Source organism: Nitrospirillum pindoramense (assembly GCF_007827955.1).
In the GTDB taxonomy this organism is placed as follows: domain Bacteria; phylum Pseudomonadota; class Alphaproteobacteria; order Azospirillales; family Azospirillaceae; genus Nitrospirillum; species Nitrospirillum amazonense_B.
On the sequence record NZ_VITR01000006.1, the window covers coordinates 358,777 to 384,108 of the forward strand.

The 25,332-nt window shown below is 66.9% G+C and carries 22 protein-coding genes; 13 read left to right on the forward strand and 9 right to left on the reverse strand.

All coding sequences use genetic code 11. The annotated features are described in order from the left end of the window. Window positions 1-2: 2 nt before the first annotated feature. A complete protein-coding gene (locus FBZ90_RS12495; protein WP_145732561.1) occupies window positions 3-1,247 on the reverse strand; it encodes an acyl-CoA dehydrogenase family protein in 1,245 nt (414 codons plus the stop codon). Between the two features lie 78 nt (window positions 1,248-1,325). Here FBZ90_RS12495 and FBZ90_RS12500 point away from each other — a divergent pair, with 78 nt between their 5' ends. Both FBZ90_RS12500 and FBZ90_RS12505 read left to right on the forward strand, forming a co-directional pair. Next, window positions 1,326-2,294: a LysR family transcriptional regulator gene (locus FBZ90_RS12500; RefSeq protein ID WP_145732563.1), complete on the forward strand. Its 969-nt coding sequence runs from the start codon at window positions 1,326-1,328 to the stop codon at window positions 2,292-2,294. Window positions 2,295-2,329: 35 nt separating this feature from the next. Beyond that, window positions 2,330-3,319 (forward strand): tetratricopeptide repeat protein, encoded by a 990-nt coding sequence (locus tag FBZ90_RS12505; RefSeq protein ID WP_145732565.1) that lies wholly within the window; start codon window positions 2,330-2,332, stop codon window positions 3,317-3,319. 18 nt (window positions 3,320-3,337) lie between these two features. On the opposite strand, the gene FBZ90_RS12510 is transcribed toward FBZ90_RS12505, so the two are convergent. The 3 genes from FBZ90_RS12510 to FBZ90_RS12520 all read right to left on the reverse strand — a co-directional run bounded on the left by FBZ90_RS12510 (window position 3,338) and on the right by FBZ90_RS12520 (window position 8,585). Further along, complete coding sequence (locus FBZ90_RS12510) at window positions 3,338-4,816, reverse strand: GGDEF domain-containing protein (protein WP_145732567.1); 1,479 nt, start codon at window positions 4,814-4,816, stop codon at window positions 3,338-3,340. A gap of 196 nt (window positions 4,817-5,012) precedes the next feature. After that, window positions 5,013-6,068 (reverse strand): LacI family DNA-binding transcriptional regulator, encoded by a 1,056-nt coding sequence (locus tag FBZ90_RS12515; RefSeq protein WP_145732570.1) that lies wholly within the window; start codon window positions 6,066-6,068, stop codon window positions 5,013-5,015. Window positions 6,069-6,284: 216 nt separating this feature from the next. After that, window positions 6,285-8,585: a TonB-dependent receptor gene (locus FBZ90_RS12520; protein WP_246130375.1), complete on the reverse strand. Its 2,301-nt coding sequence runs from the start codon at window positions 8,583-8,585 to the stop codon at window positions 6,285-6,287. A 345-nt stretch (window positions 8,586-8,930) separates the two neighbouring features. Between FBZ90_RS12520 and FBZ90_RS12525 the strand changes: the two genes are divergently transcribed. Further along, window positions 8,931-10,580: a tryptophan halogenase family protein gene (locus FBZ90_RS12525; protein ID WP_145732572.1), complete on the forward strand. Its 1,650-nt coding sequence runs from the start codon at window positions 8,931-8,933 to the stop codon at window positions 10,578-10,580. A 17-nt stretch (window positions 10,581-10,597) separates the two neighbouring features. Here FBZ90_RS12525 and FBZ90_RS12530 read toward each other — a convergent pair whose 3' ends face one another. Continuing rightward, window positions 10,598-11,647, reverse strand: coding sequence for a LacI family DNA-binding transcriptional regulator (locus FBZ90_RS12530; RefSeq protein WP_145732574.1), 1,050 nt, complete (start codon window positions 11,645-11,647; stop codon window positions 10,598-10,600). A gap of 260 nt (window positions 11,648-11,907) precedes the next feature. Between FBZ90_RS12530 and FBZ90_RS12535 the strand changes: the two genes are divergently transcribed. Then, on the forward strand, window positions 11,908-13,386 hold the full coding sequence (locus tag FBZ90_RS12535) for an MFS transporter (RefSeq protein ID WP_145732576.1): 1,479 nt from the start codon (window positions 11,908-11,910) through the stop codon (window positions 13,384-13,386). Here the strand turns inward: FBZ90_RS12535 and FBZ90_RS12540 are convergent. After that, window positions 13,330-13,824, reverse strand: a complete 495-nt coding sequence (locus FBZ90_RS12540; RefSeq protein ID WP_246130377.1) for a PaaI family thioesterase — start codon at window positions 13,822-13,824, stop codon at window positions 13,330-13,332. The two genes, FBZ90_RS12535 and FBZ90_RS12540, sit on opposite strands and share 57 nt — an antisense overlap. Before the next feature lie 196 nt (window positions 13,825-14,020). Here FBZ90_RS12540 and ppk2 point away from each other — a divergent pair, with 196 nt between their 5' ends. After that, complete coding sequence (gene ppk2, locus FBZ90_RS12545; protein WP_246130382.1) at window positions 14,021-15,016, forward strand: polyphosphate kinase 2; 996 nt, start codon at window positions 14,021-14,023, stop codon at window positions 15,014-15,016. 185 nt (window positions 15,017-15,201) lie between these two features. Here ppk2 and FBZ90_RS12550 read toward each other — a convergent pair whose 3' ends face one another. After that, a complete protein-coding gene (locus tag FBZ90_RS12550) occupies window positions 15,202-15,990 on the reverse strand; it encodes a class II aldolase/adducin family protein (RefSeq protein WP_145732578.1) in 789 nt (262 codons plus the stop codon). A 106-nt stretch (window positions 15,991-16,096) separates the two neighbouring features. On the opposite strand from FBZ90_RS12550, the gene FBZ90_RS12555 reads away from it, so the two are divergent. The 7 genes from FBZ90_RS12555 to FBZ90_RS12585 all read left to right on the forward strand — a co-directional run bounded on the left by FBZ90_RS12555 (window position 16,097) and on the right by FBZ90_RS12585 (window position 23,283). Then, window positions 16,097-16,780: a Crp/Fnr family transcriptional regulator gene (locus tag FBZ90_RS12555; protein WP_145732580.1), complete on the forward strand. Its 684-nt coding sequence runs from the start codon at window positions 16,097-16,099 to the stop codon at window positions 16,778-16,780. A 427-nt stretch (window positions 16,781-17,207) separates the two neighbouring features. Beyond that, a complete protein-coding gene (locus tag FBZ90_RS12560) occupies window positions 17,208-18,278 on the forward strand; it encodes a retroviral-like aspartic protease family protein (RefSeq protein WP_186455776.1) in 1,071 nt (356 codons plus the stop codon). A 180-nt stretch (window positions 18,279-18,458) separates the two neighbouring features. Further along, window positions 18,459-19,505: a retroviral-like aspartic protease family protein gene (locus FBZ90_RS12565; RefSeq protein WP_186455777.1), complete on the forward strand. Its 1,047-nt coding sequence runs from the start codon at window positions 18,459-18,461 to the stop codon at window positions 19,503-19,505. Window positions 19,506-20,043: 538 nt separating this feature from the next. Next, window positions 20,044-20,619: an RDD family protein gene (locus tag FBZ90_RS12570; RefSeq protein WP_145732586.1), complete on the forward strand. Its 576-nt coding sequence runs from the start codon at window positions 20,044-20,046 to the stop codon at window positions 20,617-20,619. 89 nt (window positions 20,620-20,708) lie between these two features. Continuing rightward, the gene (locus tag FBZ90_RS12575; RefSeq protein ID WP_145732588.1) at window positions 20,709-22,121 is read left to right on the forward strand and encodes a short-chain fatty acid transporter; all 1,413 of its coding nucleotides are present in this window, start codon (window positions 20,709-20,711) and stop codon (window positions 22,119-22,121) included. 82 nt (window positions 22,122-22,203) lie between these two features. Then, window positions 22,204-22,632, forward strand: a complete 429-nt coding sequence (locus tag FBZ90_RS12580; RefSeq protein ID WP_145732591.1) for a hypothetical protein — start codon at window positions 22,204-22,206, stop codon at window positions 22,630-22,632. A 24-nt stretch (window positions 22,633-22,656) separates the two neighbouring features. Further along, a complete protein-coding gene (locus FBZ90_RS12585) occupies window positions 22,657-23,283 on the forward strand; it encodes a GNAT family N-acetyltransferase (protein WP_145732593.1) in 627 nt (208 codons plus the stop codon). On the opposite strand, the gene FBZ90_RS12590 is transcribed toward FBZ90_RS12585, so the two are convergent. Beyond that, on the reverse strand, window positions 23,280-23,762 hold the full coding sequence (locus tag FBZ90_RS12590; protein ID WP_145732595.1) for a glutathione peroxidase: 483 nt from the start codon (window positions 23,760-23,762) through the stop codon (window positions 23,280-23,282). The two genes, FBZ90_RS12585 and FBZ90_RS12590, sit on opposite strands and share 4 nt — an antisense overlap. 104 nt (window positions 23,763-23,866) lie before the next feature. Further along, complete coding sequence (locus FBZ90_RS12595) at window positions 23,867-24,259, reverse strand: hypothetical protein (protein ID WP_145732597.1); 393 nt, start codon at window positions 24,257-24,259, stop codon at window positions 23,867-23,869. A 265-nt stretch (window positions 24,260-24,524) separates the two neighbouring features. Here FBZ90_RS12595 and modA point away from each other — a divergent pair, with 265 nt between their 5' ends. Then, the gene (gene modA, locus FBZ90_RS12600) at window positions 24,525-25,325 is read left to right on the forward strand and encodes a molybdate ABC transporter substrate-binding protein (protein ID WP_145732599.1); all 801 of its coding nucleotides are present in this window, start codon (window positions 24,525-24,527) and stop codon (window positions 25,323-25,325) included. Window positions 25,326-25,332: the final 7 nt, after the last annotated feature.

Below are 25,332 nucleotides of genomic sequence, written 5' to 3' on the forward strand. Positions count from 1 at the left end.
CGTCAACCCTCCCCTTTGGTCTTTTTGTAGCCACGCTTGGCCAGTTCGATGCGGGCGATCATGGCCTTGTGCACCTCATCCGGACCATCGGCCAGGCGCAGGGACCGCGCCTGGGCGTAGAAGCCGGCCAAGGGCGTGTCACCCGACACGCCCGCACCGCCATGGATCTGGATGGCGGCGTCCACCACCCGCTCCAGCACGCTGGGCGCCACCACCTTGATGGCGGAAATTTCCGTCAACGCCGCCTGGGTTCCCACCTTGTCCATCTTCCAGGCGGCGAACAAGGTCAGCAGGCGGGCCTGGTCGATGGCCACGCGCGCCTCCGCCACCCGCTCACGGTTGCCGCCCAGGTCGATCAGCGGCCGACCGAAGGCGGTACGGCTGGTGCCCCGGCGGATCATCAGGTCCAAGGCCGCCTCAGCCGCCCCCAGGCAGCGCATGCAATGGTGGATGCGGCCGGGACCCAGGCGGCCCTGCGCGATCTCAAACCCCATGCCGGGCCCGGCGATCAGGTTGGACGCGGGCACGCGGACCCGGTCGAACGTCACCTCGCCATGGCCGTGCGGTGCGTCCAGGCTGCCGAAGACGGGCAACATGCGTTCGATCCGCACGCCGGGCGCGTCCAGGGGCACCAGCACCATGGAATGCTGGTGATGCCGATCGCGGTTTTCATCGGGCGTGCGGGCCATGACGATGGCGATGCGGGCGCGGGGGTCGCCGATGCCGCTGGACCACCATTTGCGGCCCGTCACCACCACCTCATCCCCCTCCACCACCGCCGTGGCGGCCATATTGGTGGCGTCGGAGGAGGCGACCTCCGGCTCCGTCATGCAGAAGACGCTGCGGATCTCACCGGCCAGGAGGGGTTGCAGCCATTGTTCCCGCTGCGCCGGGCTGCCGTAGCGCCACAGCACCTCCATATTGCCGGTGTCGGGGGCGTTGCAGTTGAACACCTCCGGCGCCATCAGGCTGTGGCCGGTGGCCTCGGCGATGGGGGCGTATTCCAGGGTGCTGAGGCCGGCGGCCAGTTCCGCATCGGGCAGGAACAGGTTCCACAAGCCTTCCGCCTTGGCACGGGCCTTCAGCTCTTCCATCTTCGGCGGCACCCGCCAGCCGGTCCAGTCGGGGCCGTCATGGGCCGCCACGTCGCGCCAGTACTGCGCCTCCACCGGCGCGATATGATCGGCGATGAAGCGGCGGACACGGTCCAGATAGTCCTGGGCCCGCGCGCTGGGCTGAAAGTCCATGGCGTCCTCTCCCTTTTGTTGAGGGGAGTGTAGCGCCGGATTGACATGAACAGTCCGGAAGTTTATGCGCGATAAACCATGAATGACGTTCATGATACGCGCCTGCTGGCCAGGCTGGACCTGAACCTGCTGCGGGTATTCGACGCCGTGTACCGGGCGCGCAGCCTGACCCGCGCGGCGGATGAGCTGGCGCTGTCGCAGTCGGCGGTAAGCCACGCCCTGGCCCGCCTGCGCGACCAGTTGGGCCCGCACCTGGGCACGGGGGCCACGGGGGTTGGAAATGAACCGCTGTTTCCCCGCGACGGCCGGGGGGTGGCCCCCTCGGCCCTGGCGCGCCGCCTGGCGCCCCGCGTGAGGGAGGCGCTGGCCGCCCTGGGACGGGCCCTGGCCGACGTACAGGACTTTCAGCCGGACCGCGACCTGCGCCAGGCCGTCATCGCCATGCCCGAGGCGGTGGAGCCGGCCCTGCTGCCGGTCATGATGGCGCGCCTGAGACAGCATCTGGCCGAAGGGTCCAGCCCCCGGCTGGACAGCGTGCGGCTGGATCGGGCGACCATGAAGGCCGACCTGGCCCGGGGGCGCATGGATCTGGCGGTGGACGTGGCGCTGGCGCCCGACCCGGACCTGTGCCACTTGCCCCTGCTGCGGGACGATTATTGCCTGGTCGCGGCGGCCGGCCATGCGCCGGTGGACCTGGACGGATATCGGACGGCGGCCCACATCGCCGTCTCCTCCCGCCGCAGCGGACCGGCGGTGGAGGACTACGCCCTGCTGCGCCTGGGCATACAGCGAAAAATCGCCCTGCGCTGCCAACGGTATGAAACCGCCTGCCGCGTGGTAGCGGAAACCGGCCTGAATGGGGGTGGGCTTTTGCTGACCATGGGCCGCCATCATGGCCAGCCGCTGGTGGATGGCAGCCGGGGTACCCTGAACATCCTGCCCCTTCCCCTGGACATGCCGCCATTGGCGTTTAATCTCTACTGGCATCGGACCAGCGACACCGACCCCGCCAGTCGCTGGCTGCGCGACGTTCTGCGCCCGGCTTGAGGGGCGCCGTCATCACAAGGTCAAGGACCCCCGCCATGCCGCGATTCCTGCGCCCCGCCCGCTTAAGCCCGTTGTTCCGACGCATCCTGCCCTTGGCCTTCGCCGCCCTGCTGGGGTTTGGCCTGGGGGCGGGCCCCGCCCGGGCCGACACCGCGGCCGACCTGGCCATGGCCCGCCTGGCCATGGCCAGGCATGATTATGCCGAGGCCCTGCCCAAGCTGACGGCGCTGGCCCAGCAGGGGGATGCCGGGGCCATGGTGGAACTGGCCAAGGCATACGGCCAAGGCCTGGGCGTGACGGTGGACAAGGACAAGGCCCTGGCCTATCTGCGCCAGGCGGCGGACAGGGGCAACGCCCAGGCCCAGGTGGGGCTGGCGGTGCTGTACGACCAGGGCAGCAACGGCCTGCCCAAGGACCCGGCGGAGGCCGCGCGCCTCTACAAACTGGCGGCCGACCAGGGCAACGCCCGCGGCCAGGTCAGCCTGGGCTGGCATTATGAACACGGCAGCGGCGTGCCCCAGGACGTGGCCGAGGCGGTACGCCTCTATACCCTGGGTGCCCGCCAGGGCGATCCCGCCGGTCTCACCAACCTGGGCTGGATGTACCAGAACGGCACCGGCGTGCAGGCCAACCTCACGGAGGCCGCGCGCCTGTACAAGCAGGCGGCCAGCCAGGGCTTCGTCCGCGCCCAGGGTCAGATGGGGGCCATTTACCTGGCGGGCGTAGGCGTCGCCAAGGACCCGGTCGAGGCCGCGCGCTGGAACATGATGGCGGCGGAGCGGGGGTGGGCGCCCGCCCAGTTCGCCCTGGGATTCCAATACCGCCAGGGCGAAGGCGTCCCCCGTGACGACGCCAAGGCCCTGCAGTGGCTGCGCAAGGCGGCCGATGGCGGGGAACAGGGCGCCATCAACCTGCTGGCGCAGATGTATGAAAGCGGCGACGGCGCGCCCAAGGATCTGGCGGAGGCCAAACGCCTGCGCGCCCTGCTGCCTGCGGACCGACGGCCGGGCACGACGGCGCAATAAGCACCGGCCTGGGCACCATCACGCCCCGGAAGTCTGCCGCGAATTGGCCAGCAATTCCACGCGCGTCAGGCGGGCGATGTGCCGGGGTGTCATCGTCCAGCCGCCGATAAGGTCGCCGGCCAGGAAATCGGCGCCGACGCGATCGATCAGCGCCTCCGCCTCCACCGTGTGCACGCCCTCGACATAAAGCTTCAGGCGCCGCCGCTGTGCCTCCGCCGCGACCAGGCCCAGATCGGTGGCCACCCGGTCGGCGAGGGGCCGTTCCGTCCCCGGGCCGTCGAGGGCCGTGGGAAGCGCCAGGGGATCGTCCACCCCCGGGAGGACGACCCCCACGCCCTTGACCCCCGCCGCCTCCAGGATGCCCATGTCCTGACGGCCCAGGCGCACCTCCACCGTGACCCCCCGGCCGACCGGGCGCAACGCGGTGACAAAGTCGGCCAGGCGGCCGGTGGGCGTCCCCGCGGGCAAGCCCACGAGGTGATAACTGAGAAAGGGAACAAGATGCGCCGGGATGCGGCTGGCCAGCGCCAGATAGGATCGGCGGCGGCGCATGGCCGCCAGGGTTTCGTAGTGGACGGGCAAGGACAGGTAGAAACGGAAACGGCTGTCATACAGGTCCAGATACACGGCGATGGCCTGCCGCACCGTCTCCTCATCCAATTCCAGGATCGCGGCGAGGTTCTCGGCGGACAAGCTGCCGGCTGCGGTCTGCGGAATGGTGTCGTAGCCGTAAACCGCCTGGCCCCCGCGCCGCACCCGCCGGCCACGCGCGACGTAAAGCGATACAGACTGGTGGACGGCATCCCAGACGGGGCGGTAGACGATTTCCAGCGGCCCCAGTTGTCCCCGCGCGGCCCAGGCCGCGGTCACGTCCTCCTGGCGAAAGCTGCCTCCCCCCTGCGCCATCAGCGGCACCCACCCCGGTTCGCCAGCAGCGCCACCGGCGCCGGCCAGGGTGGCAGGGGCCCGCCCGCCCGGTGGGCCTTGGTGGTCGCCCCCTGATCCGCCCCCCGAGTCGGCCCCGGATTCGGCCCCGGATTCGGCCCCGGATTCGGACGCGGCATCGGCGTCAGCGGCATCCGCCATCATGTCGGACAGGCGGTGCGGCCGAACCACCAGGTCGCCGGAAACCTGGCGCACAGCGGTGCGCACCACGATGGTGGCGGCATCGGCGTCGCCCAACAACAGGCGCTGGAGATCCCGCAGGATGCGCGCGCACAGCAGGCTGGCGGCGCGTTCGTCCAGGCGCGCGAACACCACCAGATAGGTGTCGGTGCCATAAGGGAAAACGATATCGGCCGGGTCCAGCGACTGTTTCAGCAGCCGTTCCGTCAACTGATGCACCCGATCCCGAACGGCTGGCCAACGGGCCCCCAGCCTGTCCCGCAGGCTTTCCAGGCCCAGCAGCTGGACCGTGCCGGCGCAGATCCTGGCCTGGCGTTCCAGGATGGTGCTCAGACGGTTCTGCAAATCGTCCGAAACCGACTCGGGCGTCACGGATTCCAGGGATGGTCGCCGCGCCGAGGTCGCCGGGCGCGGCCCGGGCGGGTCATCCCCCTGCCACCAAGCCGTTATTTTGGTGATCAGATTGGACATGCCGCCGTCTGTCGCCCCCGCTTGCCCATGCATCCTGTTCATGGTGCCGGTACCAGCGAGCCAAGAGAACTATAACAGGCGGGTTAGCCCGGCGGGGTCACCGGCGCCCCCCTTTGGAGGGAGGTGGCGCTGTCGATTCCCGCACCACGACCTCAAACTCCAGCAGCCGCCGCGGCATGGGATGGCTCCACGGCTGGCGCCGTACCGCCCGGTCGATCAGCAGGTCGGCGGCGGCCGCCGCCATGCGGGTGATGGGCTGGCGGATGGTGGTCAGCTGCGGCCAGATGATGCGCGCGACCGGCGTGTCGTCGAAGCCGGCAACCGACAGGTCGGCCGGTACGGACAAGCCCAGACGCTGCGCCACCGCGACCGAGGCGGCCGCCATGTCGTCGTTGCTGGCGAAGATGGCGGTGGGCCGATCGGCCAGGGTCAGCAGCTGTTCGGCGCAGGCCATGCCGGTGCGATAGGAGAAATGGCCCGGCCGCACCAGGTCGGGATCCAGCGGGATGCGGTGATCCGCCAATTCGTCGCGAAAGCCCTGGTAGCGTTGTTCCGTGGCGCCATGGTCGGGATGGCCCAGCAGGAAACCGATGCGGCGGTGGCCCAGGCTGATGAGATAGGCCGTCATCTGGCGGGCGGCGGCATAGTCGTCCATGTAGACGAAGGGCGCGGTCTCGCGGTCCGTGTCGGGCGCGATGCGCACCAGCGGAATGCGGGACGCCCGCAATGCCTGCAACACGCCGGCGTGATCCACCAGCGGCGGGGTCAGGATGACACCCTCCAACCGCAACTGGGAAATGAGGTCGAGAACCTGGTCGCCGACGGCGGGGTCCGTGCTGTCCCACGGTTCCACCAGCAGATGGAAGCCGCCCTCGCGGCAGCGGGCCACGGCACCCGTCTGCACGTCGCTCATATAGTGGGCGCTGGGATTGTCGTAAAACAGCCCGATCAGGAAGGAACGGTCACCGGCCAGGCCCCGGGCGTTCAGGTTGGGGCGGTAGTCCAGGCGGTTGATGGCATCCTGGACGCGGCTCTGGGTCTCATGGGAAACGCCGGCCTCGCGGTTGATGACCCGCGACACGGTCTTGATGGACACCTTGGCCAGGTCCGCGACCTCCCGGATGGTGATCGACCGCTTCTCCGGCTGGACCATGGAGTATTCCAAATCAAGGGGTGTGGGGCGCCATCGTTATGGCGCCGGATAGGGCGGCGGAAAAGGAATAAAGAAAAAGGGATAAAGGATGGGCGGCGCGGGGGCGCCGCCCATCAAGGCGCAGGATTCGGGGAGAGTGCATCCTGCCAGGAAAGGGCCCGGGGCCTGGGGAAAACCATTCCCTCAGGCCCCGGGGTCAACACGCGAACGAACGGATCAGAAGCTGGCGCGGGCCCGCACACCCCAGGTCTGGGGCGGCTGGTACACGGCGGTCCACACCGGGGTCGCCGGCCCGCCGAAGGCGCCGGCATTGGTCTTGATGTTGGCGTTTTCCAGGTTCTGGACGAAGCCTTCCAAGGACCACTTGCCGCTGGGCGCGTCGTAGCGGACCGACAGGTCAGTGCGGGTGTAGGCCTTCTGCTCGTCATAGTTGGCGACGTTGAAGAAGGACAGGTAGCTGCGCGTCTCGAAGTGGGTGGAGACGCGCGGCGTCAGCGTGCCACCGTTGGGCAGGTCGAAGACGTGCTCATACCCGACGGTGCCCGACAGGGACGGGGCATGGGGCAGCTCGTTGCCCTTCAGCTCGACCAGGTGGGAAACGTCGCCGCCGCTGTACAGCCGGGCGTCGATGCTCTGCAGTTCCTCCAGCTCGGTATGCTGGGCGGACAGCGCCAGGTTGATCGTGTCACGCGGGGTGATCTTGGCCGCCAGTTCGGCTTCCAGGCCATAGGCCTTGGCGCCCTTGGCGTTCTGGGTGACGATCTGCGAGCCGATGACATGGCCGGCGGCGTCACGGGTGGTGACCGCCTGGTTCACCTGATAGCCCGTGAAGTCTTCGTAATAGGCCGCCACGTTGAAGGTGGCGCGGCCACCGAACAGCGTCGTCTTGGCGCCGACTTCGTAGTTGGTCAGGGTCTCGGGGCCGGCCAGCTTGCCGCCGTCCTCGATGTTGCCCGACTTGAAGCCCGTGCCGACGCTGGCATAGGTCATCAGCACGTCCTTGATGACGTCGGCGTCGGCGCGAACCAGCCAGGTGGCCTTGCTCCACTGGCCATAGACGTCGTTGGGCGACGCCGTGTAGCCGGGGATGGAATAGGGATCGCGGCCGAAGATGCCCTGGGTGCAGCCGTTGCAGGTGACGTTGCGGCCGCCGATGTCTTCCTTGTCGTCGCGGGTGTAGCGCACACCGCCCGTCAGACGAATGTCGTCGGTGACGTGCCAGGTGGCCTGGCCGAAACCGGCGGCGGATTCGATCTCACGATCCGACTGGATGAAGCTGCCGGCCCAGCTGAAGGTTCCCAGGCGATAGCCGTTGGCCTGGTCGATGTCGAAGCGGATCTTGTTGGTTTCGTGGGAATAATAGGCACCCACGATCCAGTCGACGGTGTGAACGCCCGACGACTTCAGCTGCAACTCGTGGCTGAAGAACTCATAGCTGGACCAGATGGTGCTGTTCTGCTCGAACGCGCCGGACGGGGTGGTGGCGCTGGTCGGCGGCAGGGTGCCGGCGTCGGCGTCCACCTGGTTGTTGCCGCCCAGCCAGGAGGCGCCGGCGATGTAGGAGAATTGCAGGTAATCGTTGATGTCGTAGTCCATCTTGCTGTGGACGGACTTCGCGGTGCGGTCCTGGAACGGCGCGGTGTCGGCCTGCACCGACCACAAATTGTTGCCCGGACGCGGGGTCTGCATCAGGGGTTCGACCGGGGTGCCGGTGTCCTCATACCACTCGAAGTTCAAATCCCAGCTGAAGCTGTCCGTGGGCCGCCAGGCGCCGCTGACACGGAAGGACTTCTGGTCGCCAGCGTAGTATTTCGGGCCGCTGGTCACGTAGGCGGCGGGATTGACGCCGGCCACGTTGGGGGCCGGCTGGTAGTCGACATAGCCGTCGTGCTTATCCGTCACGAAGGCGACGCGGAAGGCCAGCTTGTCGGAGACGGGCATGTTGAACATGCCCCGCGTGCCGAACCGGCCGTAGGAACCGGCGACGACCTCGGCGTTGCCGTATTCCTTGTCGAAGGTCGGCTTGGCGGAGATCAGGCTGACGGCGCCGACGGTGGCGTTGCGGCCGAACAGGGTGCCCTGCGGCCCGCGCAGCACTTCCACGCGCTCCATATCGTACATCAACACCGAGGCGCCCTGGGCGCGCGGCGAATAGATGCCGTCGACATACATGGCGACCTCGGGGTCGGCCACCTCGGTATACGCGCTGTCGTTGCCGATGCCGCGCAGGGTCAGGGTGATGGCGTTCTGGTCGCCCTGCTGGCCAAAGGCCAGGCTGGGCACGTATTTGGACAGGTCGGTGATGTCCTTCACCTGCTGCTTGTCCAGGCTGTCCTGGCTGAACGCCGAGACGGCGATCGGGGTTTCCTGCAGCTTGGTTTCCCGCTTGGTCGCGGTAACGACGATTTCGGCAATGGTGTCTGAGTTGGCCGGAGCCGACGCGGTCTGCGCGTACGCGCCACCGGAAAGGGCAATCACGGCCGCAGCTTGCAGATAGAGTCCGAGTCTCGCCTTCATCTCGCTTCCTCCCTTTTATTCTAGCCTGATTACTCAAGGCGGATATTCAGCAGCGACCGCCACACGCGTTGGGTGCGGTGCTGTTGTGGCTGGCATGTTTAGCGGGGCGGTCCGTACTGTCAACAAAATTATGACAACGTTGTCGCACAGCGCTGTCATGTTGCTCCAATCGTGGTATTCTTGCCCCATGGCCAAAATGACGCCTGCGGCACTGCAACAACAGGCCCGCAACCAAGGGGCGATCCCAAGCCCCGCTGGCGGGGGGAACTGGTCCTCAGGCGTTGGGAAACATAAGAAAATCCGCCATGGCGCCGTCGGGCGCCCAGCGCGGGAGGGAGGATGCGAATGACCGTTGCGGAGGGCGCCCGGCGCCGGATCTTGATCGTGGGCGGGGGCACGGCCGGTTGGCTGACGGCGGCCTACCTGGCCAAGACCCTGGGCACGGGCCTGTCCGGCGGGACAGACATCACCCTGATCGAATCGACCGACATCGGCATCATCGGCGTGGGGGAAGGCACCTTCCCCACCATCCGTTCCACCCTGGCGGCCATCGGCATCGATGAGGCGCGCTTCCTGCGGGAAAGCAGCGCCACCTTCAAGCAAGGCGTCCATTTCGTGGATTGGGCGGAAGCGCCGGCGCCGGACGCGGCCCCCACCCAGGCCCTGGGCGCCGTGCCGGGGCACAGCCACTATTTCCACCCCTTCAACTTTCCCCACCAGGTCAAGGGGCCGGAATTGCTGCCCTATTGGCTGCTGGGCGCCGCCGGGGACCTGCCGTTCGCGGAAGCCGTGACCCTGCAGAAGGCGGTGGCGGATGCCTGCCGGGGGCCGAAGCGGGCCATCGACCCGCCCTATCACGCGCCGCTGAACTACGCCTATCATTTCGACGCCAACCGGCTGGCCGTCCTGCTGCGCACCGTGGCGGTGGAATTGGGGGTCCACCACCTGGTGGGCACGGTCGATGGGGTGGTGCTGGATGGCAGCGGCGCCGTGGCGCGGTTGGACACGCGCGAGCACGGCGGCCTGACGGCAGATCTGTACATCGACTGCACCGGCTTCCGGGCGCAGATCATCGGCCAGGCGCTGAAGGTGCCTTTCAAACCCTGGGGCGACGTGCTGTTCAACGACCGGGCGGTGGCCCTGCAGGTGCCCTACGACCGGCCGGACGCGCCCATCCCGTCCTACACCGTGGCCACGGCGCATGAGGCGGGCTGGACATGGGACATCGGCCTGAACGACCGCCGCGGCACCGGCTATGTCTATTCCAGCCGCCACACCGACGACGCCCGCGCGGAAGAGGTGCTGCGCCGGTATATCGGGCCCATGGCGGCCGGGCGTGACGTCCGCCTGCTGAAGTTCGAGTCCGGCTGCCGCAACCGGCATTGGGTGGGCAATTGCGTGGCGGTGGGCCTGTCCGGCGGCTTTTTCGAGCCGCTGGAATCGACCGGCATCATGCTGATCGAGGTGGCGGCCCACATGATCGCCCAGTTCTTCCCCTGGGGGCCATCGGGTCTGGACAGCGCCCAGACAGCGGCGGCCATGGCCGCCACCGCCCGGACCTACAACGCGCTGATGGGCGCGCGGTATGACCGCATCGTCGATTTCCTGAAGCTGCACTATTGCCTGACCCGGCGGACGGACAGCGCCTATTGGCGGGACAACGCCGACCCCGCCACCGTGCCGGACTCGCTGCGCGACCGCCTTGCCCTCTGGGCCCACCGGCCGCCCGGCCGGTTCGATTTCGTGGCCGACCACGAAACCTTCCTGCCGGCCAGCTATCAATACGTCCTGTATGGCATGGGCTTCAAAACCGACCTGGAGCCGGCACGGGCCCTGTACCGCCGCATGGAGGAGGCGCGGCATGAGTTCCAGGGCCTGCGCACCGTGACGCCCCAGGCCCTGTCCAGCCTGCCCAGCCACCGCGACCTGGTGGAGGAGGTCTATCGCAACGGCTTCCGTCCACCCCCCGCCGCGCAGGCTGGCAGCCGCCGCTGATCCCGCAGAGGCGGCCCTCAGCCCTTGGCCGGCGGACGGGCGGTGGACTGGCGCAGCAGGATGGTATGGGCCAGCACCTGGTGGGGCACGGGCTTGGGCCAATCGACCTTGCCGCGCTGGGACAGCAGGCCGATCAGGATGTCCGCCGCCGCCTCCGCCATTTCGCGCACCGGCTGGCGCACGGTGGTCAGGGGGGGCCACATCATTTCCGCCAGGGGCGTGTCGTCAAAGCCGACGACGGACAACTGGGCCGGCAGGCTGAAGCTGCGGTTGTGCGCCTCCGCCACCACGGCGGCGGCCATTTCGTCGTTGCTGGCGAAAATGGCCGTGGGCCGGTTGTGCTGATCCAGCAGGCGGCGGGCGCAGGGCACGGCCGAGGCGTAGGTGAACTCCCCCTGCTCCACCAGCACCGGATCCACCGCCACGCCGGCATCGGTCAGCGCCTGGCAATAGCCGGTGTAGCGCAGGATGGTGGCGGTGTGGTTGGCCTTGCCCTTGATGAAGCCGATGCGGCGGTGCCCCAGCGCCAGCAGGTGCTGGGTCAGGGTATAGGCCGCCTGCCGCTCGTCGATACGGACGGACGGGGAGGTTTCCGATTCCTGCTGCGGCGTGACCCGGACATAGGGCACGCCCGCATCCTCCAGGATGCGCAGCACGACGGGGTTGTCGGTCACCGGGGCCGTCAGCACGACGCCGTCCAGGCGCATCTGGTTGACGATGGCGCTGGCCCGCTGCTCCACATTGGCGCTGCGATAATCGATTTCCTCGATCATCAAGTGGTAGCCGTGGTCGCGGCAGCGGTTCAGCAGGCCCACCTGGATCTCCAGGGTATAGGGGCCGCCGGCATCACCGTAGAGATGGCCGATGAGGTTGGAACGCTCGCTGGCCAGGCTGCGGGCCATCATGTTGGGCTGATAGCCCAATTCGGCCACCGCCTTCTCGATGCGCTCCTGCATGTCGGGGCTGACATAGCGTTCCTTGTTGATGACCCGCGACACCGTCTTGATGGACGCCCCCGCCAGGCGCGCCACATCGATGATCGTCGGCTTGCGGTCAGGCCCCGCCATATGTCCACTCCCCATTCCTCAACTATGCCGGCTCACAATCGCCCAAGGCGCCCGGTTGCGGCAATCCTGCATCGTTGGCGCAAAAAAACGCGCGCGTCCATCATTTGACCGTCTTTGCCCCCCACCTGGCCGAAAGGGACGCTGGCGCGACCGCCACAGGATGTTGTTTCCTGGGGGCGGTCGAGGCGCTAGGGGACGATGGCACCGCTGTCATTCCCCTTACCGCCACCAGGCCCACGGATAAAGACCCAGGGGGGAAAATGGCTTACGGACAGGCGCCCGTCGCCTTGAAGATCAAGCTGGGCTACGCCATCGGCGACCTGGGCCTGAACCTGCATTGGCAGGCGATGACCCTGTTCCTGGCCTATTTCCAGACGGACGTGCAGGGCGTGCCCCCGGTGTGGGTGGGCATAGGCTTCCTGGTGGCCGCCATCGTTGACGGCCTGGCCAACCCGCTGATGGGGGTCTGGGCCGACCGCACCAGCACCCGGCTGGGCCGCTACCGTCCCTTCATCCTGTGGGGGGGCCTGCCCCTGGGGGCGGTGATGGCGGCGTGCTTCGCCGCGCCGGGCCTGGGCCAGGCTGGCCTGATCGCCTATGCCATCCTGAGCCATACCGTGTGGCGCGGCGTCTACACCATCGTGTCCATCCCCTACGCCTCGCTGTCGGCGCGCATCACCCAGGACGCGGAGGAGCGGTCCAGCCTGACGGGCTATCGCATGACCTGCGCCTTCATCGGCGGCATCACCGTGTCCTTCCTGCTGCCGGCGCTGGCCACCCGGATCGACCACATGGCGACCGGCGGACACGCCAGCGCCTATGGGGGTTTGGGGTACAGCATCAGCGGCCTGGTGGTCGGCGCCCTGTCCGTCGCCCTGTTCTGGCTGTGCGCCAGCGTGGTGAAGGAGGAGCCGTGGCCAGCCCTGGCGCCGGCCTCCCGCGCCACCCTTGACAGCGATGTCGTCGGATTCCTGCGCACCCTGGGCCGGTCCGGCCCGCTGATGCGGCTGCTGCTGTCCATCGGTCTCATCCAGGTGGCCGGCGCCCTGCAGTTCCGCAACCTGGTCTATTTCTTCAAGTATGACGTGGGCGACATGGACCTGGCCGCCTATGCCATGCCCGCCTTCTCCGCCGCCAGCGCCATCAGCGTCCCCTTCTGGGTGTGGCTGTCCCGCCGCACCAGCAAGAAGGTGTCGTGGCAGTTGGGCACCGGTCTGGCGGCCCTGTCATCCCTGGCTTTCCTTCTGGCGCCCAGCGACCAGCCCGCCCTGGCGGTGGCGGCCATAGCCGCCCTGTTCGTGGGCTGCACCGTCCACGCCGTGGGCTTCTGGGCCATGCTGCCCGACCTGGTCGATTACAATGAATGGCGCTTCGGCCGCCGGGACGAGGCCAAGATTTTCGGAGTGGCCTCCCTGGCGCAGAAGGTGGCGCTGGGCCTGGCCGGCGCCCTGTTGGGCTGGCTGCTGTCCGCCATCGGCTTCGTGCCCAACGCCACGCAATCGGCGGAAACGCTGAGCGGCCTGCGCCAACTGATGTCGCTGCTGCCCTGCGGCCTGTTCCTCACCACCCTGGCGCTGATGGCGGGATACCCGCTGGACGGCGCCATGCATCGCCGGGTGGTGGAGGCGCTGGCCGGCCGTGCGGCCGGAACCACGCCCGCCACCCCATTACCCTCTCCCCCCTCAGGCCTGGGGCGGCCGGGGATCGAACATCAGGCACGTGGTGGTGCCGTGGGCTAACAGCCGCCCCTGGCCATCCAGCAGCCGGCCCTCGGACGTGGCGGTGCGGCCGCCGGCGTGGATGATGCGCCCCTCGGCCCGCACCGGGCCCGTCGCCTCCGTCACCGCGCGGACGTAGTTGATCTTCAGTTCCAGGGTGGTGTAACCGCGCCCGCCGGTCAGCGTGGTCTGCACGGCGCAGGCCATGCAGCTGTCCAGCAGGGTGGCGATCCACCCGCCATGAACGGACCCGATGGGATTGTAATAGGCGTGGACCGGGGTTCCGGTGAAAACGGCGTAGCCGACCTCGGCATGGGTCAATGTGAATCCCAGCGTCTGGTTGATGGGCGGCGGGGGCAGATCCCCCGCCATCAGGGCATGCAGGAAGGCCAGGCCATCCATGCGGGCCAGCGCCGCCATGCGCTCCGCCTCGCCCACCTGCTTTTCTGCGTCGTTCACCTGGGCCATCATCATCCCTCCCGTCGTCGTGGCGTCCGGCGCGATTCTGGCCTTATGGCTTTCATGATGCAAGCCACATAACCAAAGGGTGAGCATTGACATGGCGCAAGGATGGGGCGCCCCATTCGGGGACAAGGTACTTGGCAAGGAACCATAACGGTTCACCCGCCCACTTTACCGAGAGGCCTGATACGCCATGGCCGGCAAGTCCAAGAAGCACGCGAACCAGAACACGCAGAACGGCAACGGCGCCGCCCCAGGCGCCGAGGCGAGCGGTGAAGTGGGGAACCCCACGCCGGAAGAAATGGCGGACATAAGCCCGGCCCCGGCGCTGGACGGCGAAATCCTGCGCAACGCCAAGGAACACAAGCGCATTGAGGACCGGTGGAACATCCTGGGCCCGGGCAAGCCCGGACGTCCGCCCAAGCACTACAAATACATCGATGAGATGGCCCGCCTGCAGTTCGAGCTGCTTAAGCTGCAGGAATGGGTGCGCATCCAGGGCCTGAAGGTCGTGGTGCTGTTCGAGGGGCGCGACGCCGCCGGCAAGGGCGGCGTCATCAAGCGCATCACCGAGAGCCTGAACCCCCGCATCTGCCGCGTGGTCGCCCTGGCCACCCCGACAGAGCGGGAGAAGGGCCAATGGTATTTCCAGCGCTATGTCCAGCACCTGCCCGGCCAGGGAGAGATGGTCCTGTTCGACCGCAGCTGGTACAACCGCGCCGGCGTCGAAAAGGTCATGGGCTTCTGCACCGAGGATGAATACCAGGAGTTCCTGCGCGCCTGCCCTCTGTTCGAGGAAATGCTGGTGAAATCCGGCATCATCCTGATCAAGTACTGGTTCTCCGTCAGCGATGAGGAGCAGGAGAAGCGCTTCGTGGAGCGGATGCACAACCCCATGAAGCGCTGGAAGCTGTCGCCCATGGACCTGGAATCGCGCGGCCGCTGGGTGGAATATTCCAAGGCCAAGGACGTGATGCTGGCCCATACCGACCATGCCCACGCCCCCTGGTACATCGTCGACGCCGACAACAAGAAGAAGGCGCGCCTGAACTGCATCGCCCACCTGCTGCACCAGATCCCCTACAAGGATCTGAGCCCGGTGGACCTGCCCCTGCCTCCGCGCCAGCCAGACAACGGCTACAAGCGGCCGAAGAAGTCCAGCCAGCACTGGGTGGATGAAGGGTATTGATGGGAACGGGTGAGAGGCCGAGGCTTTTAGTGTTCCCTCAAACGCCGGGCGCCGCCGTCCGGCGGCCTGGCCTGTCCTCGCGGCGCCCCCCTTTACACTAATTGGGCGGTGCTCGCTCCGGCGGACGCGGTCGCGTCCTACAGCGCCATGACCGTGCCGGTCATGGCGCTGACTGGGCGTGAGCGTCAGTCCTGATATCCCGGCATCTGCCGCGCCAGGCGGCGCAGCAGGGCCGGCCAGACCAGCAGGTTGGCCGCCTGGGACACACCCTGGCGGCTGATCTGGATGTTGCGCTCGATGGCCCCCTGGGGAGCGGGGTAGAGTGGCCGCCCCATGGTCAGGGTGCGCACTTGCATGGTGCAGGACCGTTCCAGGAAGTACATGCGGGTGAACGCCTCCGCCACCGTGCGGCCCACGGTCAGGGTGCCGTGGTTGCGCAACAGCATGGTGTTCTTGGTGCCCAGGTCGCGCTGCAGGCGCGGGCGTTCGTCATGCTCGAACGCCACCCCTTCATAGTCATGATAGGCCAGGTCGTCGATCACCAGCTGCGCCGTCTGGTTCAGCGGCAGCAGCCCCTCCTCCAGGGTGGAGACCGCCGTGCCGTCGGCGGTGTGCAGGTGAAGCACGCAACCCGCATCCTCCCGCACCTGATGCACGGCGGAATGGATGGTGAAGCCGGCGGGATTCACGGGGAAGCCGGTGTCCAGCACCACCTTGCCGTCCATGTCCACCTTCACCAGGCTGCTGGCCGTGATTTCCTCGAACAGCATGCCGTAGGGGTTGATGAGGAAATGGTGTTCCGGTCCCTGCACCCGGGCCGAGATATGGGTGAACACCAGATCATCCCAGCCGAACAGCGCGACCAGGCGATACGCCGCCGCCAGATCGACGCGCAACCGCCATTCCTCGGGTGAGACGCGGTCGCGTAACGGCGGCTGGTCGGCGGGGGCCAGCGTGGGCGCGGTGTCGAACATGGGGGTCCTCCCGGTGTTTTTCTGAGGAAGGCAGCCTACGCCTGGACGGCTTCCAAGAATGTCGCGGATTTGACAATCTTGCCCAACCGAACGGGAGGACGGCCGAATGGACAAGCGGGCGGCAGCCCAGGTGCTGGAGGGGCGGGGATGGCTGGCGGAGCAGCCGGCGGATCTGCGCGCCGAGATCCTGGCGCGGGGGCGGCTGCGCGCCTACGCCGACGGCCAGGCCGTCTATCGTGGCGGCGACGCGCCGGATGGGCTGTATGCCCTGGTCACGGGCCGCATGCGCCTGGCCACCGTGCAGGAGGACGGGCGGGAGGTGGTGATCCTGCATGCCGGGCCCGGCCATTGGTTCGGCGAGGTGTCCATGGTGGATGGCCTGCCCCGGGGGCAGACGGCGGTGGCCAAGGGCGACAGCCTGGTTCTGCATCTGCCAGGCGAGGCCTTCGCGCGCATCGTGGAGGCCGATCCCCGCCGCTGGGCCAACTTCGCCGGCATCCTCAGCCGCCACCTGCGCCAGGCCACCCATTACCTGGGCGAGGTGCTGGCCCTGCCCACCCCTCAGCGCACCGCCCGCCTGCTGGCCCTGCTCTGCCGGCTGGAAGAGGGTGCGGGAAGCGGGCCGGTGCAGCTGCCCTTATCGCAGGAGGACCTGGCCGGCATGCTGGGCCTCAGCCGCCAGACGGCCAACCGGGCGCTGGGCCGGCTGGAGGGGGCGGGCCTGGTGCGCCGGGGATACGGCGGCATCGAGGTGCGGGACATGGCGGCCCTGGACCGTTTTGAGGGTTAGGTGAGGCAATAAGTCCCAGCCCTGGCGCAGGCCGCTATTTGCAAATCGGCATCTACCATCTTCCACAACCCGAGAGGGTCATGGCATTGTTCATGCAATGGCCGCGCGTGGTGTGACGGCCTTGGGGATATCGGACTGTGACGATGGGGAACCCGGTCCCGGTTGGGGATCGGCATGGTTTCGACGCCGGGGGGCGTCGGGCCGTATGCATTGCGCCGGCGCCAACCCGCCCGGCGACGGACTTCATTGACGCGGCGGCCGCCTGCCGGATCGTTGCCGTCGTCAAGGCCAAGTCCGGCTTGGCCGCTGGGCCTTCCCCACGTAGGCCCTCCACATGGGGACCCAGCTGGACTCCCACCTGGAACCGCCGCTCCCGACCCCACGGATCAGCCGGTTCACGGCCTTCAATGCAGAGAGACGCATGACTATGACGACGCATCGCCGACGCGCCTTCCGCCGCCTTGCGGGGGCCCTGTTGAGCCTGACCCTGGCCTGCGCCGCGCCTGGCCCCCATGGCCGTGCATGGGCGGGGGGGGACAAGCCGAAGTGCCAGTTGCTGCGCGTCGGAACCCTGGCCCTGACCATGGATGCCAACATGCCCTTGCTGGACGTGGGCGTGAATGGCCAGGACGGCTACCTGATAATGGACACTGGCGCCACCTTCGGCACGATCACAAAGCCAGCGGCGAAAAGGCTGAATCTGTCCGGCCATTGGGTCCCTGGAATTTATATGGAAGGTGTCGGAGGCCGGGTCAGCGTTGAGGAAGCCAGGCTCGATGAATTGCGTCTGGGCGATTGGAAGGCCCACCACGTTGACTATCCAGTCTTCACCAACCATGACCTGTCGGATAATGAGAAGATATTCGGCGTGATGGGGGAGAATTTCCTATCCAAATTCGATCTGGATATCGATATCGCCCACAATAAGGTGGGGCTTTTTCAGCCAAAGGACTGTGAGGATTTTGCCTTAGCCTACTGGACCGACACTTTTAACGAAGCGGAATTCAGCCGCTTCTCGAAAGAAAATCCGAAGATCTGGCTGAAGGTCCAGATCAATGGTGAGGAAATCCGCGCCATCCTGGACACCGGCGCGTCCACCTCGATCTTGACCGAACGGGCGGCGGCCCGGGCGGGGCTGACCCCGGAAAGTCCGGGCGTAACGCGTACTGGTAAGTCGGTGGGCATAGGCGACGATCTGGTACAGGACTATGTCGGCGTCTTCGACAGCTTCCGCCTGGGGGATGAGGAGATCAAGCACGTCCGGCTGCGCTTTGGCGAACTGTTCAGCCACGGCGGGCGCGACATGCCGGAGATGCTGCTGGGCTTGGACTTCCTGCGCGCCCACCACATGTTCATCTCCCACAGCCAGCGCAAGATTTACTTCTCCTATGTCGGTGGACCGGTCTTCCAGGTGATGGGACCCCGCCTGCGCCGCGAAATCCCCGAGCCGGGCGCTGAAGACGCCTCCAAAGACGCGCAGGCGGAGGGCAAAAAGTAACGGACGCTCTTGTCCCTTGGACTTGCGGGGGTGGGGAGACCGATACGCGGCACCATCCTGCGACAAAAAGGCCACAACACCCGCTTGCCTGCCAGGACCCGGGCATGAGACACGCCGAAGGATACGGCGCTGGGGCGCCGATGATGAAAGCGGGGTCGGGGGATGACGCTTTGGAGCGGAATGCGGGCACGCGTGGCCGGCGCCATCGTCGGGGTACTGCTGGCCATGCCGGCTGCGGCGGCCGAATCCTCGAAATGCCAGTTGCTCTCGGTCGGCACCCTGGACTTGGTCATGGACGGCAACGCGCCCCTGGTGCCGGTCGAGGTGAATGCGCAGAAGGTCTATCTGCTGATGGACACGGGTGCCGCCATGGGCATGCTGACCACGCCCGCCGCCGCCCGCCTGAACCTCACCCATCATTGGTTGCCCAACCTGTATGTCGATGGCGTCGGGGGGCGGGTCAGCGTCGACGTCGCCAGGATCAAGGATTTCTCTCTGGGCCTTTGGACGACCCATAACCTGGATTTCCCTGTGGCGGGCAACCATGACATTGGTCCCCCCAACGTCGTGGGCCTGTTGGGCGAGAGCTTCCTGTCCCGGTTCGACCTGGACCTGGACATCGCCCATAGCCGGGTGAAACTGTTCAAGCCTCAGGATTGCGACGACGTCGTCCTCGCCTATTGGGGCGGGGCTTACAATGAGGCCGATATCGGCCGTTCCAGCCAGACCAACCCCAAGATTTGGCTGACGGTGAAGGTCAATGGCACGGAACTCCGCGCCGCCCTGGACACGGGGGCCTATACCTCGGTGATGACGGAACGCGCGGCGGAAAAGGCGGGTGTCACCAAGGACAGCCCCGGTGTCACCCGCAGCGGCACGTCACATGGCATCGGCAACGACGCGGTCGACGACTACATCGGGGTGTTCGACAGCTTCGAATTGGGGGATGAGCAAATCAGGCACGTGCGCCTGCGCTTTGGCGAATTGTTCAGCCACGGCGGGAGGGAAATACCGGAGATGCTGCTGGGCCTGGATTTCCTGAGGGCGCACCGCATGTTCGTCGCCCACAGCCAGCGCAAAGTATACTTCACCTATGTCGGCGGGCCCATCTTCCAGGTGACCGGCCCGCGGCTGCGCCGGGTGGCCCCGCAGCCGGAGCCCCTAGCCGATGGCGCACCCACGGCCGCACCGCCGGCCACCGTGACGGACACCGGCAAGCACCCCTGATCACGCAGACCATTCCCGTCCCAATGGCCAATGGTTGGGGACCGACGGCACCCCATCCACGCGCGCGACACCGACTCGCCGGGGTTTTCGAGGCAATGGGGATGGTTCCCGCGAGGACGGCCGCCCCATTGCCTGACGGCAAATGTGACCGGGCAGCGAGAAATCCCAATCAGAAATTGAACTTTGACTTCCGATGAATCCGGAGGGGTGTACAAACTGTCACAACCTGTCACAAGTCGGTGCTTAGTCAACAAACTATCATGTCACCCCTCTTGCCCTGTCGATCCCAGGGTGATAAGCGTTGTCCCACAATAATCACAGCGTCGTTTACTTGGGATGAACGGCCCATTAATTCGGCACGACACCCTATTTCAATGTGAACGGCGTTTTAATAGAGAGAATATTACGGACAGTGCCGTTGCCCTACCGGGCCCCGTCTCATTTAAGGCGGTGACACACGTTGTGGCGGCATTGTCCTTACAGGTGCGGGACCTATGTCCTTAAGGTCCCACCACGATTCATACGATATAGAGGGCTCATGAGCGTCGAAACGACCGAAGCCGCCTTCACCGTCACCGACACGGCCATTCCCGCAGGATGGACTTATGGCGGCTTTTGGCGCCGGGCCCTGGCCGCAATCATCGACGGCCTGATCCTGTTTGTCCTGTCACTGACCCTGGCCGTACTCTTCGGCTATCCCCTGGCGCCCCCGCCGCCTGAAACAATCGACCTCGCCGCGCTGACACCGCCAACGGCGGTGTTTGTGAACATCGCCCTGTACCTTGGTTATCATACGCTGTTCGTCGCCAGCCGGATGCGGGCGACACCGGGCAAGCGCTTCATGAACCTGGTGGTGGGCAGGCCCGATGGCGCGCCCGTCAGCCCCGCCTTGGCCTTCGCGCGCATCGGCGTGCAGGAATTGATCAGCCTGCCCCTGGTCCTGCTGCAACCGTTGGGCAAGGCGTCGCCGCTGCTGTACGGCGGCGTGGCCCTGATCGTCTGCGTGGCCATCCTGGTCAATTACCTGATGGTGGCCTTCACCGACCAGAAAACCGCCGGCCACGACCGCATCTGCGGCACCCGGGTGTTCCACCGCCCTGACGAGTCGGTTTAAGCCCGAAGCCCCACCTTCCCGCTGGTTTTCCCCGCCCCTGCCGTTAAGGTTGAGGGCGCGGCGAGAAGATCCGCGTGGAGGAAACGTGAATGGCAATCAATAAGATGGCGGATGCCGGGACGGATGGTGGGCTGTTGGCGCGCAGCGCCATCGCGTTCACCCGCTGGGCGGAAAAGTGGTTCCCCGACGCCTTCGTGTTCGTTGTGCTGGGGGTCATCATCGTGGCGGCGGGCAACCTGGCGACGGGCGCGCCGGTGGCGGCCATTGCCACCGGCATGGGCGATGGCTTCTGGTCGCTGATCCCCTTCACCATCCAGATGTCCATGGTGGTGATCACCGGCTATGTCGTGGCCAGTTCGCCCCCGGTGCTGCGGCTGATCGAGTGGCTGGCGCGCGTCCCGGCCACGGGCCGGGGGGCGGTGGCCTTCACCGCCTTCGCCAGCATGGCGGCATCCTACCTGAACTATGCCCTAAGCCTGGTGCTGGGCGCCCTGCTGGTGCGGGCGCTGGCGCGGCGGCGGGACATCCGCGTGGATTACCGCGCGGCGGGGGCCGCCGCCTATCTGGGCCTGGGCGCCACCTGGGCCCTGGGCCTCAGCTCATCCGCCGCCATGTTGCAAGCCAACCCCGCCAGCCTGCCCAAAGCGGTGGCTGACATCACCGGCGTCATCCCCCTCAGCCAGACCATCTTCCTGTGGCAGTCCATGGCGATGGGGCTCGTGATCCTGCTGGCCTCCGTCGCCATCGCCTATTACTCGGCCCCTGGCGATGCGCAGGCCCGCACCGCCGCCGACCTGGGCATCGACGTGACCGAGGCGAACCCTGAAAAGAGCGCCGTCGCGCGCCCTGGTGACTGGCTGGAACTGACCCCCCTGCTGCCGCTGGTCATCGTGGCGCTGGGCGCCGGATTCCTGGTGCATGAGTTCCAGAACAAGCCGGCGCTGGCTGTCATCTCCAACCTCAACACCTACAATTTCTTCTTCGTCATGCTGGGTCTGCTGCTGCATGGCCGGCTGCGCGGCTTTCTGAACGCGGTATCCAAGGCCGTGCCCAGCACGGCCGGCGTCCTGATCCAGTTCCCCTTCTACGGCGCCATCGCCCAGTTACTGACCCAGGTGCCGGGGGCGGATGGACAATCCATTTCCCACCACCTGGCGCACCTGTTCGTCAGCCTGGCCAACGGTGGCACCTTCCCCGTGGTCATCGGCGTCTATTCCGCCGTGCTGGGCTTTCTGGTGCCATCGGGCGGCGGCAAGTGGATCATCGAGGCGCCCTATGTCATGCAGGCCGCCATCGACGTGAACGCCCACAAGGGCTGGGCCGTGCAAATATACAACGCGGCCGAGGCCCTGCCCAACCTAATCAACCCGTTCTGGATGCTGCCCTTGCTGGGCGTGCTGGGCCTGAAGGCCAAGGACATCGTGGGCTTCAGCTTTACGCAGCTGCTGTTCCACCTACCTTTGGTGTTGTTCCTGTTATGGCTGCTGGCGCCGGCGGCCTGACGGGGCGCCCCGCCCGAAATTGAACACGGGCGCCGGCTTGATCTATCCTACCGGCGCCTCAACCTGGCCAAAAGGTTCGCCCATGAAAACCGCCGCCCTTCTCGCCCTCGGTTCCGCCCTGCTGGCGGGGTGTGCCACCCAGCCCCTGACCACAGAGGACGCGGTCCATTACGCGGCTGCCGTGGCGCCCGACGTCTGGTCCGACACATACATCCTGGACGTGGTGGCGACGGGGCGGCAGAACGGCCGCGTCTTCCTGAATTCCCAGGAAGACTATCGGGACCCGCACACCCTGACGATCGAGATCCTGCCCAGCGCCCTGCCGGCGTTCAAGCAGATGTACGGCCAGGACGCCGATGCCACCTTCAAGGGCCACCGCATCACCGTCCTGGGCGAGGCGCGGCGCGTGACCATCTGGTACCTGAACCAGAAGGGGGAGCGCACCGACAAGTTCTATTACCAGACCCACATCGTGGTGTCCGATCCGGACCAGATCAAGATCGAGTCCTGACGACCCCTAGGCGGCGATGCCATCATGACCGATGCGGCGGTGATTCCCGCCCCCCCGATTCTGCCTACCTTGAGCGACGGCGGCGTCATCCTGCGGCCGTTGCGCGGCAACGACTGCGTCGCCCGCCTCGCTCTGGGAAGGGACGCGGAAATCCACCGCCTGATGGGCTGGGATGGCAGTGGCGGGAACCCGCCCTATACCTTGGCGGATGCCGAGGCATGGATGACGGACCAGCTTAAATTTCCCTACAGCTGGGCCATCGCCCTGCCGGAGCCCGGCGCCGGAGGAGCGAGCGGCCCCTTGCCCGACCGCATGGTGGGCAGCGTCCGCCTGGGCGGGGTGAACGAGGCGCTGGCCCCCGGGCTGCGCACCGCCAGCCTGGGTATAGGCCTGCTGGACCCGGCCGTGCTGGGCCGGGGCCTTGGTATGCGCGCGATGCGCCTGCTGTTCCCCTACGCCTTCGGCCCCCTGGGCCTGCACCGCATCGGCCTGCGGGTCCTGACCATCAACACCCGCGCCATCCATTGCTATGAGACGCTGGGCTTCCGCATCGAGGGACGCGAGCGGCAGACCTTTTCCCTGATGGGCCACTGGCACGACAGCCTGGTCATGGGCCTGCTGGCCCATGAATACGGGGAGGGGGCGGGTTAGGCCGCCAGCGCCGCCTGGATGGCCTTTTCCAGCTGCTCGGGCTTGGCCAGCGGAGGGTAGCGCTTGACCTTGCCATCCTTGCCCACCAGGAACTTGGTGAAATTCCACTTGATGGACTTGCTGCCCAGGAAGCCGCGGGCGCGGGCTTTCAGGTGCTCATAAAACGGTTCCGCGCCGGGGCCGTTGACCTCGACCTTGGCCAACACCGGGAAGGTGACATCGTAGGTCAGGGAACAGAAGCTTTGGATTTCCTGCGCGTCGCCCGGTTCCTGCTGGCCAAACTGGTTGCAGGGGAAGCCCAGGATAACCAGGCCCTGGTCCTTGTACTTGCGATAGAGGGCCTCAAGCCCCTTGTACTGTGGGGTGAAGCCGCATTTGCTGGCGACATTGACCACCAGCACGACCTTGCCCTTGTAGGCCGCGATATCCACCGGCGCGCCGGCGGCGTCCCGAACCGTGAAGTCGTAAACCGTGGCCATGTTTCCCCCCGTTCGGACCAGACGTCCCGGAGGGCTGTCGCCCCCGGGATCCTATTCGACCCCGAGGCTACAGGATTAATTCGATTGCGCGCAATGTAATTTGATTACACCAGCATGTTGACTGCGCTGATCTGCGACCCCTGGCTGGCGCTATTGCTGGCGCTGCCATCATTGCTGCTGCCGGATTGGCTGGAGCCGCCCTGGCCGCTGTTGGCGGATTGGGTGGCCGACTGGGTCGGCGGCGTGGTGGTCACGGTCGAGGAGCCATCGGAATAGCTGACCGTGGTGGTGGTCGACCCGTCGGAGGCGGTGGTGGTGACCGAGCTGGTGACCGTCTTCGCGGAAGAGGCGCTGCTGGTGGAACCGCTGCTGTCGGTCGAAGAGGACGCCGACGACGACGCGGAGGACGCGCTGCTGGCGGTGGACCCGCCGCTTTGCAGCAGCGAGGTGAGCGAAACCGTCATGTTGGTGCCGGTGGTCGACGAAATGCTGGTCATGGCGACATCCCCCAAAAGGCGTGGCACAGGCGCGGGGAGGCCCCCGCATGCGGACAGGAACCAAGGTGGCGCGCGCGCCCATCCGGTCGCCAGCGACAAGAGGGCATGCGGTCCGCCCATAAATACCGCGACTGTCTTTTACCGCTGTGCCGTTGGCGGATCGGCCGTGATGGGGTCGCGGCACCGGTTCCCATGGCGGCGGACGGCGCCACACGCTATATTCATCGGGATATAGCGTTCGGATTAAGCGCGAGGGGGCAGGAACATGGGTAGGTTTTTAAATCGGCTGGTGCTGGCCGCGGTCCTGATTTCGGCGGTGGCGGTGGGGGCCTCCCCCGGTCGGGCCCAATCGGCGGGCCCCCTGGTATTCGCGGCGGCCAGCCTGAAGAATGCATTGGATGCTGCCAACACCGCCTATGTCGCCAGCGGCGGGGCCAAGGCCACCGTGACGTATGCGGCCAGTTCCGCCCTCGCCAAGCAGATCGAGGCAGGCGCGCCCGCCGACATCTTCATCTCGGCCGATGAGGATTGGATGGACTATCTGGCCGGCAAGGGCCTGGTCCAGCCCGCCACCCGCCGCGACCTGCTGGGCAATCGCCTGGTGCTGGTCGCCGCCGCCGACAGCAAAGCCGCCATCGAGATCAAGTCGGGTGTGGCCCTGGACCAGGCGCTGGACACCGCGCAGAAAGGCGGCCGCCTGGCCGTCGGCGACCCGGCCGCCGTGCCCGCCGGCAAATACGCCAAGGCCGCGCTGCAGAAGCTGGGTGCCTGGGACAAGGTGCAGGACCGGCTCGCCCCGGCGGAAAACGTCCGCGCCGCCCTGGCCCTGGTGGCGCGGGGCGAGGCGCCGCTGGGCATCGTCTACGCCACCGATGCCGTGGCGGAACCGGGCGTGCGCATCGTCGCCACCTTCCCGGCCGACAGCCACGCGCCCATCCTCTACCCGATCGCCCTGGTCAAGGACAGCACCAGCCCCCAGGCGCAGGCCTTCCTGGAATTCCTGGCCAGCGCCAAGGCGCGCCCCCTGTTCGAGGCCCAGGGTTTCACCGTACTCTCGGCGAAGTGACCTTCTG